14 protein-coding genes are annotated in these 18,168 nt (G+C 41.6%); 7 read left to right on the top strand and 7 right to left on the bottom strand.

Translation table 11 applies throughout. The features are described from left to right. Positions 1-84: 84 nt before the first annotated feature. The 3 genes from DYI81_RS07825 to baeS all read right to left on the bottom strand — a co-directional run bounded on the left by DYI81_RS07825 (position 85) and on the right by baeS (position 3,951). Positions 85-1,440, bottom strand: coding sequence for an amino acid permease (locus DYI81_RS07825; protein WP_117007215.1), 1,356 nt, complete (start codon positions 1,438-1,440; stop codon positions 85-87). A 133-nt stretch (positions 1,441-1,573) separates the two neighbouring features. Then, entirely contained in the window at positions 1,574-2,260 is a 687-nt protein-coding gene (locus tag DYI81_RS07820) for a response regulator (protein WP_106986268.1), read from the bottom strand. A gap of 17 nt (positions 2,261-2,277) precedes the next feature. Then, entirely contained in the window at positions 2,278-3,951 is a 1,674-nt protein-coding gene (gene baeS, locus DYI81_RS07815; protein WP_117007214.1) for a sensor histidine kinase efflux regulator BaeS, read from the bottom strand. A 135-nt stretch (positions 3,952-4,086) separates the two neighbouring features. Between baeS and DYI81_RS07810 the strand changes: the two genes are divergently transcribed. The 3 genes from DYI81_RS07810 (at position 4,087) to DYI81_RS07800 (ending at position 8,915) form a co-directional block, all read left to right on the top strand. Further along, a complete protein-coding gene (locus DYI81_RS07810) occupies positions 4,087-4,719 on the top strand; it encodes a hypothetical protein (RefSeq protein WP_117007213.1) in 633 nt (210 codons plus the stop codon). 441 nt (positions 4,720-5,160) lie between these two features. Continuing rightward, positions 5,161-6,963, top strand: a complete 1,803-nt coding sequence (locus DYI81_RS07805; RefSeq protein WP_106986271.1) for an acyl-CoA dehydrogenase C-terminal domain-containing protein — start codon at positions 5,161-5,163, stop codon at positions 6,961-6,963. A gap of 170 nt (positions 6,964-7,133) precedes the next feature. Continuing rightward, entirely contained in the window at positions 7,134-8,915 is a 1,782-nt protein-coding gene (locus tag DYI81_RS07800; protein WP_106986272.1) for an acyl-CoA dehydrogenase C-terminal domain-containing protein, read from the top strand. A gap of 47 nt (positions 8,916-8,962) precedes the next feature. Here the strand turns inward: DYI81_RS07800 and DYI81_RS07795 are convergent, their stop codons facing one another. Next, positions 8,963-9,595 carry an FMN-binding negative transcriptional regulator gene (locus DYI81_RS07795; RefSeq protein ID WP_117007212.1) on the bottom strand — a complete coding sequence of 211 codons (633 nt, stop codon included), beginning with the start codon at positions 9,593-9,595 and terminating at the stop codon, positions 8,963-8,965. Between the two features lie 150 nt (positions 9,596-9,745). On the opposite strand from DYI81_RS07795, the gene DYI81_RS07790 reads away from it, so the two are divergent. Then, positions 9,746-10,243, top strand: a complete 498-nt coding sequence (locus DYI81_RS07790; protein ID WP_106984644.1) for a phosphate-starvation-inducible PsiE family protein — start codon at positions 9,746-9,748, stop codon at positions 10,241-10,243. Between the two features lie 94 nt (positions 10,244-10,337). Here the strand turns inward: DYI81_RS07790 and DYI81_RS07785 are convergent, their stop codons facing one another. Continuing rightward, complete coding sequence (locus tag DYI81_RS07785; protein WP_227865854.1) at positions 10,338-10,829, bottom strand: RcnB family protein; 492 nt, start codon at positions 10,827-10,829, stop codon at positions 10,338-10,340. A 171-nt stretch (positions 10,830-11,000) separates the two neighbouring features. Here DYI81_RS07785 and DYI81_RS07780 point away from each other — a divergent pair, with 171 nt between their 5' ends. After that, complete coding sequence (locus DYI81_RS07780) at positions 11,001-11,459, top strand: hypothetical protein (protein ID WP_117007211.1); 459 nt, start codon at positions 11,001-11,003, stop codon at positions 11,457-11,459. Positions 11,460-11,546: 87 nt separating this feature from the next. Here DYI81_RS07780 and DYI81_RS07775 read toward each other — a convergent pair whose 3' ends face one another. Then, a complete protein-coding gene (locus DYI81_RS07775) occupies positions 11,547-13,013 on the bottom strand; it encodes a phospholipase D family protein (protein WP_117007210.1) in 1,467 nt (488 codons plus the stop codon). Between the two features lie 115 nt (positions 13,014-13,128). Beyond that, the gene (gene znuD / locus DYI81_RS07770; RefSeq protein ID WP_117007209.1) at positions 13,129-15,240 is read right to left on the bottom strand and encodes a zinc piracy TonB-dependent receptor ZnuD; all 2,112 of its coding nucleotides are present in this window, start codon (positions 15,238-15,240) and stop codon (positions 13,129-13,131) included. A 145-nt stretch (positions 15,241-15,385) separates the two neighbouring features. Between znuD and DYI81_RS07765 the strand changes: the two genes are divergently transcribed. Next, on the top strand, positions 15,386-16,165 hold the full coding sequence (locus tag DYI81_RS07765; RefSeq protein ID WP_106984640.1) for a DUF4184 family protein: 780 nt from the start codon (positions 15,386-15,388) through the stop codon (positions 16,163-16,165). Between the two features lie 160 nt (positions 16,166-16,325). After that, a complete protein-coding gene (gene aspS, locus DYI81_RS07760; RefSeq protein WP_106984639.1) occupies positions 16,326-18,110 on the top strand; it encodes an aspartate--tRNA ligase in 1,785 nt (594 codons plus the stop codon). The last annotated feature ends 58 nt before the right edge of the window (positions 18,111-18,168 follow it).

Raw genomic sequence — 18,168 nt, 5'->3', positions numbered from 1 at the left:
TAAAACGCTTTCAACATCGTTGTTAAACAACTTTACTTTAAAAATTGGATACTTTAAAAGGCTCTTCCCTAAGCCTTTATTGCATTAAACCTTCTTTGTTTGCATCACTTTAAACAGCACAAATAGCAGTAAAATCCATAGTGGCTGCATCAGTACCGACAGCATAAAGCCCTGATTCCACATGATGTATAAAATCATCAGCATGAACGCTAAAACAAAATAGTTGGTGAATGGTGCAAATAAGGCTGGAAATTTAGTCTGTATACCCTGTTGCTGCATTGCTTTTCTAAATTTCAAATGAATCAAGCTGATCAGCATCCAATTCAGCACCGCAGCGCTCACCACTATATAAATCAAATAGCTTAACGCTTTTTCAGGCAAGAAATAATTCAGCAACACACAACCAAAAATCAGCAATGCAGAAAATAAAACTGCAGCCATCGGCGTACCGTGCTTATTCACTTGCTTAAAGACTTTAGGTGCATTGCCCTGTTCTGCCAAGCCTAACAGCATACGACTATTGGCATACATCCCGCTGTTACAGACCGAAACTGATGCCGTCAAAATAATAAAATTCAACAAATGTGCCGCCCAATCAATCCCCATCTGATTAAAGATCATCACAAATGGGCTATGATCCAAACCACCAAGTTTTAACTGATTCCAAGGCACCAGCGACAGCAAGACCGCCAAAGAGCAGATATAAAACAAGAACACGCGGATCACGGTTTGATTTACCGCTTTCGGGATGTTTTGATCGGGGTTTTCAGTTTCAGCGGCCGCCATGCTAATCAGCTCAATGCCACCAAAGGCAAACATCATAAAGGCCAACATATAAAATAAGCCTTCAAAACCATGCGGGAAAAAGCCCCCATGTGCCCACAAATTACTGATTGAAGCGGTTGAATCTGCACCTGCGGTAAGCAGCAAATACACACCAAAAATAATCATGGCAACAATGGCTATAACTTTAATCATCGACAGCCAAAATTCAGATTCTGCATACAATTTGACATTGGCTAAATTGGCAAGGGTAATGACCGCAAAAAATACCAGTACCGAAACCCATGCTGGCACATGTGGCCACCAATAATTCACATATTTACCAATGGCCGTCAGTTCAGTCATCACCACTAAAATATACAAAATCCAGTAGTTCCAGCCTGTTAAAAATCCTGCAAAATTACCCCAATATTTAAAGGCAAAATAACTGAATGAACCTGTTACTGGCTCTTGTACAATCATTTCACCCAGCTGGCGCATAATTAAAAAGGCAATCAAACCGCCAATCAAATAACCTAAAATGATCGATGGCCCAGCCGATTCAATAATATGCGCAGAACCTAAAAATAGGCCTGTACCAATTGCACCGCCCATTGCAATCAGCTGAATATGGCGGTTCTTCAATCGGCGCTGCAGTTGAGGCATTTGGCTGCTCACAACACGTTCTCATCTGATAAAAAAGTAGATTGTAAATCTTTTTAGCCAGGTTATGCGCTATTGTGGCTTACTCATCCCAATAAAAAAGGCGAACACATTTACATGGATTCGCCTTTAGATTGTCTAAATATAATTAATCTTCAGGATATTCAAAACGATAACCAACACCGTATACCGCCTGAATCCACTCATGGCGATTGCCCGTTTCGGCTGCCTCAGAAATTTTACGGCGTAGGTTTTTAATGTGGCTGTCAATTACACGGTCAGCAACATCAAAGCTGTCTGGGTTAATGTGATCTAGCAACTGCGCACGCGAATACACTTGCCCCACATGCTCCAAAAATAGTTCCAGTAATCGAAACTCTGTTGGTGTGAGGTTTAATGACTTTTGCTGATACCAAACACGTTGCTGGCCTTTGTCCATACGGAATAAATCGTTGCTTTCTGGCTCAGCTTTACGCTCTAGACGACGTAATACTGCTTGTACACGTGCAACCAATTCTTTCGGGCTAAAAGGCTTACAAACATAGTCATCTGCACCCATATTTAAGCCCAACACACGGTCAATTTCTTCAGTACGGGCAGTGACCATAATAATTGGCAGATCTGACTGCTCACGCACTTTACGACAAATGGTCAGACCATCCATACGCGGCACCATCAAATCTAAAATCATTAGACTAGGCTTACGCTGTGTAAAACTCTCATAGGCCTCTTGGCCATCATGAAACATGCTCACTTCAAAGCCTGCTGCTTCTAAATAATCACGCACCAGTTGTGCAAGTTCTACTTCATCTTCAACCAGCATAATATGCTTCATAAATGCTTATTTTCCTTTTAAGAGTTCACTTGTTTTGGGAAGCTTAACTTGCAACGTAATCCACCCAATGGTGAATGATCAAAACTTAGCTCACCACCCATTGCTTGCGCAATTTTGCCAGATAATGCCAAACCTAAACCTGTTCCACCAGTACTGCGTGTGCGCGAATCGTCTACACGATAGAAGCGTTGCCCTAAATTAGCCAACTGCTCATCGCTGAGCCCTAATGGACTATCGTCAACGTACACCATCCAATAGGCATCATTTTGTTCAGTATGAATTCGAATCTCACCACCCGCTTCAGTATAACGAATACTGTTACCCAGTAAGTTCACCATAATTTGTTTAAAACGGTCTATATCCAATTGTAAATCAGCACCCTCACCCTGTGCACTCACTGTTAAGTGTGCCTGCTCAAACTTCGGCTTAAAGTTTTCAACTTCTTGCACAATCACCTGCCACGGATTCACATTGGCCATATAGCATTTCAATTGCATCGCTTCAGCTTGTGCTAAATCTGCCAAATCTTGGGTCAGTTTTTTCAAACTGCTCACCTGATTGAGCATTGAGGCAAAATGCTCAGGCGTTGGCTTACGTATGCCATCCTGCATGGCTTCAATTTGCGCTTGGAGTACAGCCAGCGGGGTTTTCAGTTCATGTGAAGTATCGGCCACCCATTGACGACGCGATGTTTCATGTTGATCTAAAATCATCGCCAACTGATTTAACTCATTTGATAAATCGCCTAATTCATCATTACGATTGACAGTAATTTGATGCTGATAATGGCCTTTGGTTAATTCACGTGTTCCATTTAATAAGCGCTGAATCGGCTTTTTAAAATAGGTCGCTAGTAATAATGAAGCAATTAAACTGGCCAATAAGGTTAAACCATACACCAAAATCAAATAACGTTTTTGCTTACTAAAAAAGTTAATACTAATCGCATCATCTTGATCAAGTACGGGTTTTAAACCCAAATAACCAACGACCTGATTTTTCACCATAATCGGACGATAGGAAATATTTGCATCTGTTGGTTCGCCCACAACAAATTGGTGTTTTGCATCATATAAAGATAAACGTGAGCTCAAGCCCAAACGATCTGGCATTTGAATAAATTGCTTTTTGCCATCGGGTTGTGATTTTGAAGAGTCTGCCTGTTCCGATGCTTTTGCATCCTTCTGATCTTTGGGTCTAAATACATTTTGATTTGAACTTAAAGGAAATTTTAAGCCATCAAATGGGCGAAATTCCGAAGGTAAATTACGTTCAATAAAATCTAATTCGGCAAGATCCGCCTTATGTTTTTCAATATCCGATGGATTTAAAGTCGGGGTGGCTGCGACCAAGGTATGTTCTTTAAAATAGCGTTGTTGTAACGCAATATCATACTGACGACGCAACCACCAATTTGATAATCGGTCATAATCATCAGGTCCAGCATTACCTTCTATTTGTAATATTTGCGCCTGAATTGCATTGCCCCAGTCCTGATACACATCATAGACATCGGACAAATTATGGATCAGTAAATCCAGTTTCTGCATTTCAACATCTGCAACATAATTGGTAAAATTACGTTGCATATTCCAATGAAGCACGCCCAAACTCACCGTTGTGATCACTAAAGTGGTCAACAGCACAGTCAGAAATAAACGTAAAGCAATGGGCACACGACGGATATTCAAAATAGAGTCTCTATTTTTTCTTCTATATTTATTATTGTAACGAACACTGGTCTAAAAAACTCTTCATTGTTTCTTCATCATTATTATTTAATCTTTAAGCATCAAATATTCAATATATGCAGTGGGGCGAAACCAATGAACAACATGACAAAACTCGCGTTAATCGGTGCAAGTGTTATCAGTATGGGTACATTAACAGCCTGCCAATCAACCACTGCAAATCAAGCCAATGATCATCAACGTATGATGAAAGAACATCATGGTGATTCAGCGCGCAAAATGTCGCCAGAACAACGCGAGCAAATGAAAGAAATGCGTGCTGAACAACGCCAAGTGTTTAAAGAAATTAAGCAGGCCTGCGATAACAAAGCATCGGGGACTGCCGTTCAAGTCAAAGCTGGCGACAAAGTTATTGATGGTACCTGCACGGTTCAATTTAAAGCGGATCGTCAAGCGCTTAAGCAAGAATTTAAACAAGCACGTGCAGAACAAAAGCCAATGCGTGGCGAACACCGCCCAATGCGTGGTGATATGAATGGCCCAATGCACATGCGTTCTGCTGAGCCACTCACTGATGCCAAACGCGCTGAATTGGTTAAACAATTTGATCAACGTTTAGCAGAGCGTCAAGCACATCAACAAGCCATTGCTCAAGCTTGCCAAGCTAAAGCTAATGGTACAGCGGTACAAATTAAATCTGGCGAACGTACAATTGCGGGTAAATGTGAAGTCCGCTTTATCCCTAATGCGCCCCTTAAAACCGCTTAAGCTGACACAAAAGATCCGATAGACTAGAAATAGTCACATGAGGCGCTCTATTGAGCGCCTTTTTTATGCACAGTATTTCACTTTTCATGACTCCATTTAGCCTCAGCATGTACTCATTACCTTCAGCCCTTTGATACAAGAACTTAATCATCGTTAAGCAACTGTTTTAAATAGCGCTTTATGAGGCGACATAACTTTTTACGTTTTTGACTATTCTGCTCATCAATATTGAAGCAAAACTGTATACACTCTACACACTTAGGATTTTCAAGATCAGATTCTTTGACTTTACAGTCACTAAGAAATGCCCTGGAAATGCTTGTACCTTACAATAAGATGTTGCACGATTGACCCATTGCAAAAACATGTGTCATTGAAGACACGATTAACCTTTATTTAGGATTATTAACGCTGGTAGAAACCAGTATTGAGGAAAACGATATGCCACAATACAAAGCGCCTTTACGTGATATGCAATTCGTTCTGCATGAATTATTAAATGCTGAAGAACATTATGCGAAACTTCCTGCGTTTTCTGACACCGTAAGCCGTGAATTGGTTGACCAATATTTAGAAGCCGCTGCAGATTTCTGTGAAAACGAACTATCTCCTTTAAACCAAGTCGGCGACCGTGAAGGCTGTACTTGGAATGATGGCGTTGTAACAACTCCAACTGGCTTTAAAGAAGCGTATCAAAAATACATCGAACTAGGCTTCCCTTCTCTTTCTGCAGATGAAGAGTTTGGCGGTCAAGCATTACCAAACTCTTTAGGTATTTCTATCTCTGAAATGGTCGGTACTGCGAACTGGGCTTGGGGTATGTACCCTGGTCTTTCTCATGGTGCTGTACGTACTTTAGAGCACCATGGTTCTGCAGAACAAAAAGCAGCTTACCTTCCAAACCTAGTATCAGGTGTTTGGACGGGCACAATGTGCTTAACAGAATCTCATGCAGGTTCTGACCTTGGTATTATCCGTACTAAAGCTGAACCACAAGCAGACGGTAGCTATGCAATTTCTGGCGAGAAGATCTTTATCTCTGCTGGTGAACACGACATGGCTGAGAACATCGTCCACATCGTTCTTGCACGTCTTCCTGGCGCACCTAAAGGTACAAAAGGTATTTCTTTATTCATCGTACCTAAGTTCAACTTAACTGCAGATGGTTCTGTAGGCGAGCGTAACGGCGTACGTTGTGGTTCAATCGAACACAAAATGGGTATCCATGGTAACTCTACATGCGTGATCAACTTTGACAACGCAAAAGGTTTCCTCATTGGACCAGAAAACCGTGGCCTAAACTGCATGTTCACATTCATGAACACTGCACGTATTGGTACTGCTGTACAAGGTTTGTCTGCTTCTGAAGGCGCTTTCCAAGGTGCTTTAACTTATGCAAAAGACCGTCTAGCAATGCGTTCTTTAACTGGCCCTAAAGCACCAGAAAAAGAAGCAGATCCAATTATCGTTCACCCTGCTGTACGCAACATGCTATTCACGCAAAAAGCATTTGCAGAAGGCGGTCGTGCACTAGTTTACTTACTTGCTCAACACGCTGACGTGGTAGAAAAAGGCGCGACTGAAGAAGAACGTAAGTTCTCTGACAACATCTTGTCTCTTCTTACACCAATCGCTAAAGCATTCTTAACTGAAACAGGTTCTGAATCTGCGAAACACGGTGTTCAAGTCTTCGGTGGTCACGGTTTCATTTCAGAACACGGTATGGAGCAAATCGTACGTGATACACGTATCTCTTGCTTATACGAAGGTACAACTGAAATCCAAGCGATTGACTTGTTAGGCCGTAAAGTATTGGGTACTCAAGGTGCAATGTTGAAAGACTTCACTAAGATCATCCACAAATTTGCAGAAGCAAACAAAGACAATGCAGCAATGGCTGAGTTTGTTGCACCGCTTGCTACCCTAAACAAAGAATGGGGTGACTTAACAATGCAAATTGGTATGAAAGCAATGCAAAACCCTGACGAAGTGGGTGGCGCAGCAGTTGATTACCTATACTTCTCTGGCTACGTAACACTTGCTTTCCTATGGGCACGTATGGCACTTGTAGCACAAGAAGCACTTGCAGCAGGTACAACTGAAGTTGACTTCTACAACGCGAAAATCACAACAGCACGTTTCTACTTCAAGAAAATCTTGCCACGTGTTCGCGCACACGTAGACGTGATTGCTGGTGGTGTAGATCCACTCATGACTTTAGATGCTGAACACTTTGCATTCTAATTTCAGTGCACACTGAACAATAAAAAGAACAAAGGACGGTCATTGATTTGGCAGTCCTTTTTCTTTATAACTAATTCAAAAATTAAGCCTTTAGTCGTCTAACACTGCAAAAAATTATCGCTTAGACTGATTAAATCGTTACGAATCAAACAATAAACAGGTGACACACGATGCCAATTTATAACGCACCTCTTGCGGACATGAAATTCATCCTAAACGATGTATTTAAAGCAGAACAATTCTGGCAAGACAATGAAAATCTTGCACATGTAGATGCAGCAACGGCTGAAGCAATTTTAGAAGAAATGGCAAAATTTGCTCAAAACGTAACGCATCCTTTAAACCGTACAGGTGATGAAGAAGGTGCAACATATAATAACGGTAGCGTAACAACACCTGCTGGCTTTAAAGAAGCATTTAAACAATATGCTGAAGGTGGCTGGATTGGTCTGGGTGCAGACGAAGAATGGGGCGGTCAAGGCATGCCAAAAATGCTGACTGTTCTGTCTGACGAAATGCTTTTTGCGACGAATCCATCTTTCATGCTCTACCCGCTTCTTTCAGTTGGTGCAGGCATGGCATTAAACAGCTATGCATCACAAGAGCAAAAAGAAACTTACCTACCAAAAATGTATACAGGTGAATGGTCAGGCACAATGTGCTTAACTGAACCACATGCAGGTACAGACTTAGGTATTATTAAAACTAAAGCTGAACGCAATGAAGACGGCACCTACAACATCACAGGTACAAAAATTTTCATTACTGGCGGTGACCACGACCTTTCTGAAAACATCATTCACTTAGTCTTGGCAAAAACACCAGATGCACCTGCAGGTTCACGCGGTATTTCACTGTTTATCGTGCCGAAGTTCATCGTGAATGCTGACGGTTCTTTAGGTGAGCGCAATGCAGCAGGCCCAGGTTCAATCGAACACAAAATGGGGATCAAAGCATCTGCAACGTGTGTAATGAACTTTGACGGCGCGAAAGGTTACCTCGTGGGTAAAGAAAACGAAGGCCTTGCTGCGATGTTCGTGATGATGAACTACGAACGTTTATCTATGGGTATTCAAGGCCTCGGCGCTTCTGAATTTGCATACCAAAATGCTGCACAATATGCGACAGACCGTCTACAAGGCCGTAGCGCATCTGGCGTGCAATCCCCTGCTAAACCAGCGGACAGCATTTTAGTTCACGGTGATGTACGTCGTATGTTATTAAATGCACGTGCGAACAATGAAGCATCTCGTGCATTTGCAGTCTATGTTGGCCAGCAACTCGACATCACTAAATTCTCTACCGATGCAGAAGCTGTGAAAAAAGCCAATGACCGTGTTGCGCTTTTAACACCAATTGCAAAAGCATACCTAACAGACACAGCATTCAACGCCACTTTAGATGCACAAATGGTGTTTGGTGGACATGGCTTTATCCGTGAATGGGGCATGGAACAATGTATCCGTGACTTACGTATTGCCCAAATTTACGAAGGTACCAACGGCGTTCAGTCTCAAGATTTAATCGGCCGTAAAACCATTAAATGTGGCGGTGCATTCATTGCTGAATACATCCAAGAAATCCGTGATTTTGCCAATGACTTAAGCGCTGACCTTAACTTCATTAAAGATGCAACTTTAGATGCAGCGGCAGAAGTTGAGTCTGTAACACAATATGTACTTGAAGCAGCAAGTGAAAACGTAGAATTCTCGAACTCTGCAGCGGTGGATTATCTACATGCTGTAGGCCTACTCAGCTTCTCTTATATGTTTGCCCGCATTGCCAATGCAGCCAAAGATAAAGACGGCGAGTTCTATCAAAACAAACTGTCTCTTGCACTGTATTTCGTTCAACGCGTTTTACCTGAACTTGCTGTACGCATTCAAAAAGTAAAAGCAGGTTCTGAAGTAATTATGAACTTCTCTGAAGATTACTTTACTAATCAGGCTTAAGCCTCTTTAAGTTTGAAATAAAAAAAGCCTGAATATTCGGGCTTTTTTTATTTCTCTGATGGATGATACTGCCGCACTGACTGCGCTATTTCAGGATTCGAATTTTCCAATGCTTTCGCTACATTTATCGCATCTACAGCGCTACGGTTTTGACTCACTTTAAACTTACCCACAATTGAGTCTATTTCGATTTCAATCGCCACAATTTTCTCTAACTGTTCAGCAATAAAATCATTCGGTGCATCACCCATTTTCCATGGCACAGGTTGCGTCGCTTCATGAGTACAAGTTAAACGAGCCAAAATTCCACGTAAATATTTTTCATCTGCAATTTTACGTATCTTGCCTTTAACATGGACTACACGATAATTCCATGTCGGCACGACGCGGTGATGTTCTTGTTTTCCTTCGTACCAATTTGGCGAAATATATGCCTGATCTGCATGAAAAATAACATAAGCTGATCGCTCATGTTCCAGTAAGTTAAACAGCGGATTTGCTTTGGCAATATGTCCACGAAGCATGCCCTTTTTGCCAGCTGAACGATCCAGTTCCAGCGGAATATGATTGGCCTCAATTTCCCCTTCATGAACCACCATCACACTGGCTAATGGATGCGCTTCAATACAGTCAAATAGCTCCGTTAAATCTTCCTGCTGAAAATGAGTCGGTAAATACATTCTATTTTTCTCAGACGAAATATTACCCGAACAACATAACATTAAAATTCAGCCGATTTATTTAAAAAAAAATCTAATTTCGCTGTTTCATGTGCATGAAACTTGCTTGTTATTTAATGAAATTTAACACTTTATATAGGAGGATAAGCCATGAGCCACCGCGACCCACGAATTATAAAACTTGAATCCCTCCTCGATCGTTTAGGCAATCTTGCCGTAGAAAGCTTTCACTACATTGCTTTATTTATTATTGGCTGTATGGTGATTTGGTCTGCTGGACATACGGTTTTTGAAATACTCACCGTAAAAAAATTCGCGACTATTGACGATATTCTCTTGCTGTTTATTTACTTAGAACTGGGTGCAATGGTGGGGATATACTTTAAAACCAATCACATGCCCGTACGTTTTCTAATTTATATTGCCATTACAGCACTGACACGATTATTAATTGCTGACATCCAACACACGCACAAAGCCAGTATGGATTTGGTGATTATTACGGGGTCTATTTTAATTTTAGCCTTTGCCATTTTGGTCGTGCGCTATGCATCTTGGACATATCCATCGGTTATTCGTGATAAACACACCGAAAAACCACTACCTGAAGGCAAAACCCCACGCCCAGAAGATGATGAACTCGCATAGACTCTGATAGTGCCCGTCCTCACCTGAGCAAGCTTTAAAGCACTGCTTTAAAAGTGACGTGAAGTGAGGGTTCGGGATATCTGATAAAACCTGATCAATTCGATGCTAAGACATAACGACCATTTTCAAAGATCCAAAACATACCTGTTGGTGGTGCAGGCAAACCTAGTCGGTGCCAATCTGAAATCACACGATAAGTGGAACTCGAAATACTGGCCGTAGCAGGATCACCATTGACCCAACTATAACTTTGCGAATTTTGAATAATTGTTGTGGGTGCTTGGTACTGGATACTAATACCATTTTGAATTGGTGGACGGTGCTGTGGCGGACGCGGTTGATTTGGGTAAATGGGCGGACGATGCTGTGAATTGTTTGGATACTGCGGATAATGCTGAACATTAGGCTGTTGTGGATAGTTAGGACGGTGCCCCTGTTGCTGATAACCATTATGCGGTGGCATAGGTCTGTTTTGCTGCGCACTCGGAACACCCTGATAGTTTGCCCATTGATTTTCAGCAAAGGTCAACGGACTCGCACTGAGTAATCCAGCTGTTAGACTTAATGCAAATAATGCTGTTCTCACAAGATGCTCCTCCTCTATATGTGCATTCATTATAAAAGCATTTTTAGGAGAAAAAATGAACACTGCAGGGATTTTTTGCAATGCCGTAGATAAGCATGAATAAGATTGAATGAGCATTCATTACAGTGGAATATGCTAATATTCTTTTTATTTCGTTGTGGATCCAAAGCTGTGTCTGAATTAAGTTTTGACCGACTTTATCAATTCTTCTGTAAAGTTCCGAGTGTGCAACAAAACCATATTGACTCTTATGGTACAGATGGTAAAAGTGCATGGTGGTTTAAATTTCAAATTAATGTCGATCATCCCTTGGCATGGCAAACCGTACAAGAGCTTGGCCATGTGTTGAACTATATTTCTAAAAATGAACGCTTACCGACTCAGTTTTTACCGGTATCACCACCACCCTATATGAATGGTGAAGCTAAACAATTTTTAGCATGGGTCATTCAATGTAATCATGACGACTTTCCACCCGATGTGGTCTGTGACTGGCTTGAGGCACGCTTGCCACAACCTGTAGAAGATGAAACCAAGTGGAAAATCAAAACTGATTTGCATGAATTGGATAATATGACGGATAAGGATTTAGATACCTTAGTACCACCAAATCCAGAACCGAAGAATTAAAACTGATTAAATCCCTCCTAACCTCCCTTTAAAAAGGGAGGAAAGTCCCTCTTTTGAAAAGAGGGATTGAAGGAGATTAATACAATTCTAAAAAGTAGATAACCCGCTCCATTCCATAAAACGGTATAAGGCATATTTCAGTTTAGATTCATCAGCATATTGACGATATGGCACACTCATTTGACGGCCATCTAAATTTGACCATGCACGATTAAAATACTGATTGGCTTGTGTAAATACCTGAGCATCACGCCCACCAATAACATTTAAATCTGTTTCCAAATTATAGTTTTTTAAATTGCGCGCAGTGAAATTTGCCGAACCTAAAATCAATTGAGTCGTATACATATCACGTTTTAACAGCATTTTACTGTGGCACTGCTCGCCTTGGGTATTGCACCAACGCACATCAATACCCGCATTGTTCAGCTCAGCCGCCACTGGCCGGTTAGGAATACCATTTTTAGTACGGCCAAACGCATCTTTATTTGGATCTAAGAGTACTCGGATTTTTACACCGCGTTGATGTGCTGCAATTAACTGCTGAATAATCTGACGCTCAGATAAATAAAACATTGCGATGTCGATTTCTACGCCAGCCTTTTGACTACTTTTAATCGAGTCAAGTACCGCCTGATAAATCGCACCTTCAGTCAGCACTTGAACTTGCGGTAATGTTTTCGCCTCTTCAAATTCGCCCGTAATCACTGCCGGCAAATTGGCTTTCGACATTGCACCAACAGCTTGTTCTGTCTGCAGCACATCCAGTGCGGTTTTGCCTTGAACTAACAATGCCACATTTGAATGGCGTGAGCTTCCATCATGTGGATTCATGGAACTAACTAAGGCTTTCCAACCATCAACCGTGTCCACCACCATAGTTTTACGATGATTGGCTTTAAAATTTAGAAGCTCAAAGTAGCTACGCAAAGTGATTTTTTCATTGCCAAATGGATTCGGCAACCAGCCTGATTCCGTGTTATTTCCCATTCCCTGACAACATAAATACCAAATGCCAGACCACGTTGGATTAGATGCACGCAATGGACTTAAATCGGTTTCAATCACATCAATCCCAACTTGGCGCAAGTCATGGTATTGCTCAGAATACACACCACCGTAAACGGTATTGATTGGATCAGTGATTAACTTAATTTCGAGATTAGGATTGTATTTACGCTTCTCAATAAGAGCATTCGTCAATTGTTGCATAAGCGCTTGATGCTGTACTTTAGAATCGCCTACTTGCTGATTAAACAAGAACATATCAATCACAATCGTGCTTTGCGCCTGCTCAATCAATTGAAGCATTTGCTTGAAAATTTGCTGATCTACATGTTGCTGACCTGTTGTATCGAGATAAGTTTGATCAACCAAAAATTCCACATTTGCATGACGTAATTTACCCGTGTAATCCAGCCCTTCTGGTAAAGGCTTATACATGTGATATACAGCGGAAGATAAATAGCCTAGCGCCAATAACCCTACAACCAGCCCCACATATCGACGTGTAGACCAATTGAGTTTACGGTGGATTCGCTCAAAAATACGCATAATAAAAAACCTAGTCCAATATACTCAGACTAGGTATTATCCATTGATTTTTCAAGCGGATTTCTGTGATTGTATGCAATCAAAGAGCTATTGCGCACTCATGATTGCAACTCATTTAAAAGCCGAACTCTACGCCTACGCTAAAGTTACGGCCAACTTGTGGAATGGTCGATAAATACGATGCATGTGAATAAACTTGATCATCTAACAGGTTATTGGCTTTAAAATACACACGATAATCGTTGTCTTTGGCATATTGTCCTGCATACGATACGCCTAGGTTCACCATATTATAGCCTTGCGTCTCTTGCTCAAAGTCTGCAAATTTATCTTGCTTAAACACATGATAATACTCTGCTAAACCTGACCACTGATCCGTGAATTTTGCATCCACTTTAGTCCCTAAACGGCCTGAAGGTACGCGCGGTGCATTGGCGCCATCAATTTTACCTCGTACATAATCACCAAATAAGCTGACTTTATACAGATCACTCAGTTGATAACCTGTTTCCGCCTCTACACCATAAAATTTCGCTTTGTCTTGGGTATAGTCCACTAAGCGGAAGTTGTCGTATGTCGCCGTTGTTGCTGCATAAATATAGCTGTCATACCAGTTGTGATATACATGTACATGGTAGTCCAACTTATCAGCTTCGTAATGTAAGCCCAATTCAACATTATTCGACTTTTCTACACCCAGATTTTCATTGCCACGTTCATAGGTATTAGTTGCAAAGTGTTTGCCATTGGCATACAGCTCTTGCGCCAAAGGCAAACGTTCTTGATGTGATGCCACAAAGGATAGTTTATAGTCTGGTGCAAATTCCCAGTTGACTGCACCTGAGTACGAAATTGCATAATCGCTAAAGTCTTTTTGTGTCGAATCAATATCAATTTTTTGCTGATCGGCACGTAAACCCAGTTCCACGTGGAAATCACCAAACTGCTTATGCTCTAAACCAAATAAGCTCCACTTTTCTGTGGTACTCGGATTCATCAAGGATTCTTCGCCTGAAATATTCAGCTTTTGGCGGTTATATTGAGTACCAATAACCCCTTCCCAATCGGCAATCGGGTTATGTACCAACTCTAAGCGTGCATCATAGCCTTTACTTTTAAAGGTGGTTAATACTTCACTTTCTTCTAACTCATCATGCTTATAGTCGGTATAACTCGCATGTGCACGAAGCTTTTGAAATCCTGCAAATGGTTCAGACAATTCCGTACGTAAATCATAACGCTCAGATTTTAAGTCAACCCAAGGCCCACCGTGCTCTTCTTCATCGTGGTCATGCGTATGACCACCTGCACCATGTGCGTCACAGTCCAACGCATCACCATGCGGATGGCAGTTTTCATATTCATGACTATGCCCAGGCAAACCATACTGATCTTCACGATTACTATAAGACAGCCCGACAAAACCGCGATCATGAATCCATGATCCGCCAATATTTACGGTTTGGCCTTCGGCAAAAGTGTTATCAACACGGCGTTCTTTTACAAACTCAGTGTGGGTTTCATGCTGACCATTGCCCAAATCATGTTCATGGCTGTGCTCATGTACATAATCTGGCGCGATATAATTATTGGCTTTACGTTTTGAGCCTTCTACACGAATCGCAAATTGATCACCCAATGCAGCAGTGACCCCAGCACTCGCCAGCTTTTCATCACTACCTGAGTTATAGCGGAGACCAACTTGACCTTCGTAGCCTTTATCAGGCATTTGCGTTGGGATTTTTTGATCAGTGACATTCACTAAACCACCCACCGTGCCTGCGCTATACAGTAAAGTTGATGGGCCTCGAATGATTTCTACTTGTTTTGCCAAAATTGGATCAACCGTGACTGCATGATCTGGTGAAAGTGCAGAAACATCTGCGGTTTCAGAAGCATGCTGTAATACTTTTACACGTGGGCCATCTTGCCCGCGAATCACTGGACGGCTAGAGCCTGAACCGTATTGGTTTGAATACACACCAAGTTCATCAGCCAAAGCATCACCAATGGTTGTACCACGTTCAGCTAATTTTTTCTGACTGACAATATGATCAGCAACTGCAAAATCGGCAGCTGATTGTTCTAGGGGATGGGCTTGTACATGAATGGTATCGAGTTGTTGTACGGCCCCCTGCTTAGATTGGGTTAAAACTTCATCTGCAAATGCAAACGGTGCCATAGAGGCAAAAATAGATACGCTGATTAATTTCTTCTTGAATAGCATGCTGGCAGCTCAGGTAGATGGCTTTGTTTTGTTATATTATAACATTTCAATATTTTTTCAATAAAAAACATTTCTAAGCTGAGCTCTCAGCTATACTTTGACGCATTAGTCTTTTGATTTATTTTAAATAATTATATTTTAAATTATGCCCTTTACCATTTCGCATGCTGTCTTAGCACCGCCCCTCTCTAAATTAAGCGGTGGTCGTTTGCCCATTGCCGCCTTAGCCATTGGCTGTATGGTGCCGGATTTATTTCGCTTATTTACCAATGCCAATTATGATGGATCACATCAATGGTCGGGGCTCATTGTGCCTAATCTTCTCTTGGGCTTAATGTTTTGCTTGCTGTGGTATGCATTTTACCGACCGATGCTGTTTGCTTTTTTTGGTCTACATAAATCTCTCAATCTACACGGCCTCAATCAATGCTGTGGTTTTATTCTAAGCCTCATCATTGCCATTATTATCGGCACATCCACACACATCCTTTGGGATGGCCTAACCCATGTCGACTTTCGCACCTTTGCCTTTAAAAATATTTTACTGCAGCCTATTCAGCTCTTTGGTCACAGCTATCCGCTACACCGTGTTTTACAAATTGGCTTGTCTATATTAGCGCTACCTGTTTTAGCATGGATGATTTACCGCCATCACCTAAACCACCGTAGTAGCGTAATCGTCAATCGATGGACTAAAGTTTATGTCTACGCTCTAGGGCTACTGTCCTTGCTTGCAGGCTTTCTCAGCTATCTATATTTTGCAGAAAGCGTCTATTCTGATGCTTTTGTTCATGATCTCTATACTTATATTGGTAAATCGATTAATTATTTTTTTCGCGCATTTTTAGCTGTGTTTACCATCGGTAGCCTTATTTTTGTCATCCTTAAATCGACAACAAATATTTTTAAGCCCTCAGTTGAATAAGCACGATTTAAAATGATCAATGCAGGGAAATTTTACGGTTTTAAAGCTAAGCCCTTGTGACAAAATGGTCAAAAAGAGGCATAATCGCTGTTTCGAATAAAAGCGGTACGCTGTTTACGTATTCGCTGACCTTAACCCATATAGTTGGATTTCTAACGCTATGATGCGAACTCATTACTGCGGTTCTTTAACCGAAGCTCAAATTGACCAAACCGTAACATTATGCGGTTGGGTTCACCGTCGCCGTGACCACGGTGGTGTAATCTTCCTTGACATGCGTGACCGTGATGGTCTTGTTCAAGTGGTTATTGACCCAGATACTCCTGAAGCATTCGCAACTGCGGACAAATCACGTTCAGAATTTGTTTTAAAAATTACAGGTCGCGTACGTCGTCGTTACGAAGGCACTGAAAACGCAAATATTACCAGCGGTCAAATCGAAGTTCTTGGTAAAGAAATCGAAGTGCTTGCTGCTTCTGAAACACCGCCATTCCCATTGAATGACGAAAATACCAATATTTCTGAAGAAGTACGTTTGAAATACCGTTTCTTGGACATCCGTCGTCCAGAAATGTTAGATCGCTTACGTTTCCGTTCTAAATTAACCAACCTCATTCGTAACTACTTCGAAGACAATGGTTTCTTAGACGTTGAAACGCCTATTTTGACTCGTGCTACTCCTGAAGGTGCACGTGACTATTTAGTACCAAGTCGTGTTTCTAACGGTAGCTTCTACGCGCTTCCACAATCTCCACAATTGTTCAAACAGTTGTTGATGGTTGGCGGTATCGATCGTTACTACCAAATTGCTAAATGTTTCCGTGATGAAGACTTACGTGCTGACCGTCAGCCTGAATTCACACAAATCGACGTTGAAACATCGTTCATGAGTGACGATGACATCATGGATTTAATGGAACGTTTAACAGTTAAGATGTTCAAAGAACTTCTAAACGTTGAATTCGACAAATTCCCTCGCATGACTTATGCAGACGCAATGCGCGACTATGCATCTGACAAACCAGATATGCGTATTCCTTTGAAATTGGTTGACGTTGCAGACATGATGCAAGACGTTGAATTCAAAGTATTCGCAGGTCCTGCTAAAGATCCTAAAGGCCGTATTGTTGCGCTTCGCGTACCAGGTGCTGGCGCGCTTCCACGTAGCCAAATCGACGAATACACTAAATTCGTGGGTATCTACGGTGCGAAAGGTTTGGCTTACATCAAAGTCAACGATCTTGAAAAAGGTATCGAAGGTCTTCAATCTCCAATCGTTAAATTTATCGAGCCAATCGTACTTGATCTATTAAAACGCGTTGGTGCTGAAAATGGCGATATCGTATTCTTTGGTGCGGACAAAGCAAAAGTTGTAAATGATGCAATGGGCGCTTTACGTATTAAAGTCGGCCACGACATGAAGATGGCAACTTGCGAGTGGGCTCCACTTTGGGTTGTTGACTTCCCTATGTTCGAAGAAACTGATGACGGCAAATGGACGTCTGTTCACCACCCATTCACGCTTCCAAAATCAAGCGTTGAAGAAGTGAAGAACAACCCAGGTGCTGCATTGTCTGTTGCTTACGATATGGTATTGAACGGTACTGAAATTGGCGGCGGTTCACTTCGTATCTTCAACCTAGAAATGCAAAAAGCGATCTTTGAAGCGCTTGGCATTGGTGAAGAAGAAGCAGAAGAGAAATTCAGCTTCTTGCTTAACGCGTTGAAATTCGGTGCGCCTCCTCACGGCGGTTTAGCATTCGGTCTTGACCGTTTAGTGATGTTGATGACTGGTGCATCTTCAATCCGTGACGTGATTGCATTCCCGAAAACTAAAACTGCGGAATGTCCTCTAACTCAAGCACCTGCGCCAGTTGAAACAAATCAACTACGCGATCTTGGTATTCGTTTACGCGAAAAACCAAAAGCAGAAGAAGCTAAATAATTTTTTAAATCCTTCTTTTTCTCCCTTTGGAAGAAATGCCAAGAAGGAATGAAGAAAC

Source organism: Acinetobacter sp. SWAC5 (assembly GCF_003419885.1).
GTDB lineage: Bacteria > Pseudomonadota > Gammaproteobacteria > Pseudomonadales > Moraxellaceae > Acinetobacter > Acinetobacter cumulans.
Note: the sequence above shows the minus strand (reverse complement) of the source record. Positions and strands in the feature narration are given on the sequence as shown.

Coding starts and splice junctions, on each gene's coding strand:
- aspS (WP_106984639.1), top strand. CDS start 16,326: ATGATGCGAACTCATTACTGCGGTTCTTTAACCGAAGCTCAAATTGAC.
- DYI81_RS07805 (WP_106986271.1), top strand. CDS start 5,161: ATGCCACAATACAAAGCGCCTTTACGTGATATGCAATTCGTTCTGCAT.
- DYI81_RS07800 (WP_106986272.1), top strand. CDS start 7,134: ATGCCAATTTATAACGCACCTCTTGCGGACATGAAATTCATCCTAAAC.
- DYI81_RS07810 (WP_117007213.1), top strand. CDS start 4,087: ATGAACAACATGACAAAACTCGCGTTAATCGGTGCAAGTGTTATCAGT.
- DYI81_RS07775 (WP_117007210.1), bottom strand. CDS start 13,013: ATGCGTATTTTTGAGCGAATCCACCGTAAACTCAATTGGTCTACACGT.
- DYI81_RS07765 (WP_106984640.1), top strand. CDS start 15,386: ATGCCCTTTACCATTTCGCATGCTGTCTTAGCACCGCCCCTCTCTAAA.
- DYI81_RS07795 (WP_117007212.1), bottom strand. CDS start 9,595: ATGTATTTACCGACTCATTTTCAGCAGGAAGATTTAACGGAGCTATTT.
- DYI81_RS07790 (WP_106984644.1), top strand. CDS start 9,746: ATGAGCCACCGCGACCCACGAATTATAAAACTTGAATCCCTCCTCGAT.
- znuD (WP_117007209.1), bottom strand. CDS start 15,240: ATGCTATTCAAGAAGAAATTAATCAGCGTATCTATTTTTGCCTCTATG.
- DYI81_RS07820 (WP_106986268.1), bottom strand. CDS start 2,260: ATGAAGCATATTATGCTGGTTGAAGATGAAGTAGAACTTGCACAACTG.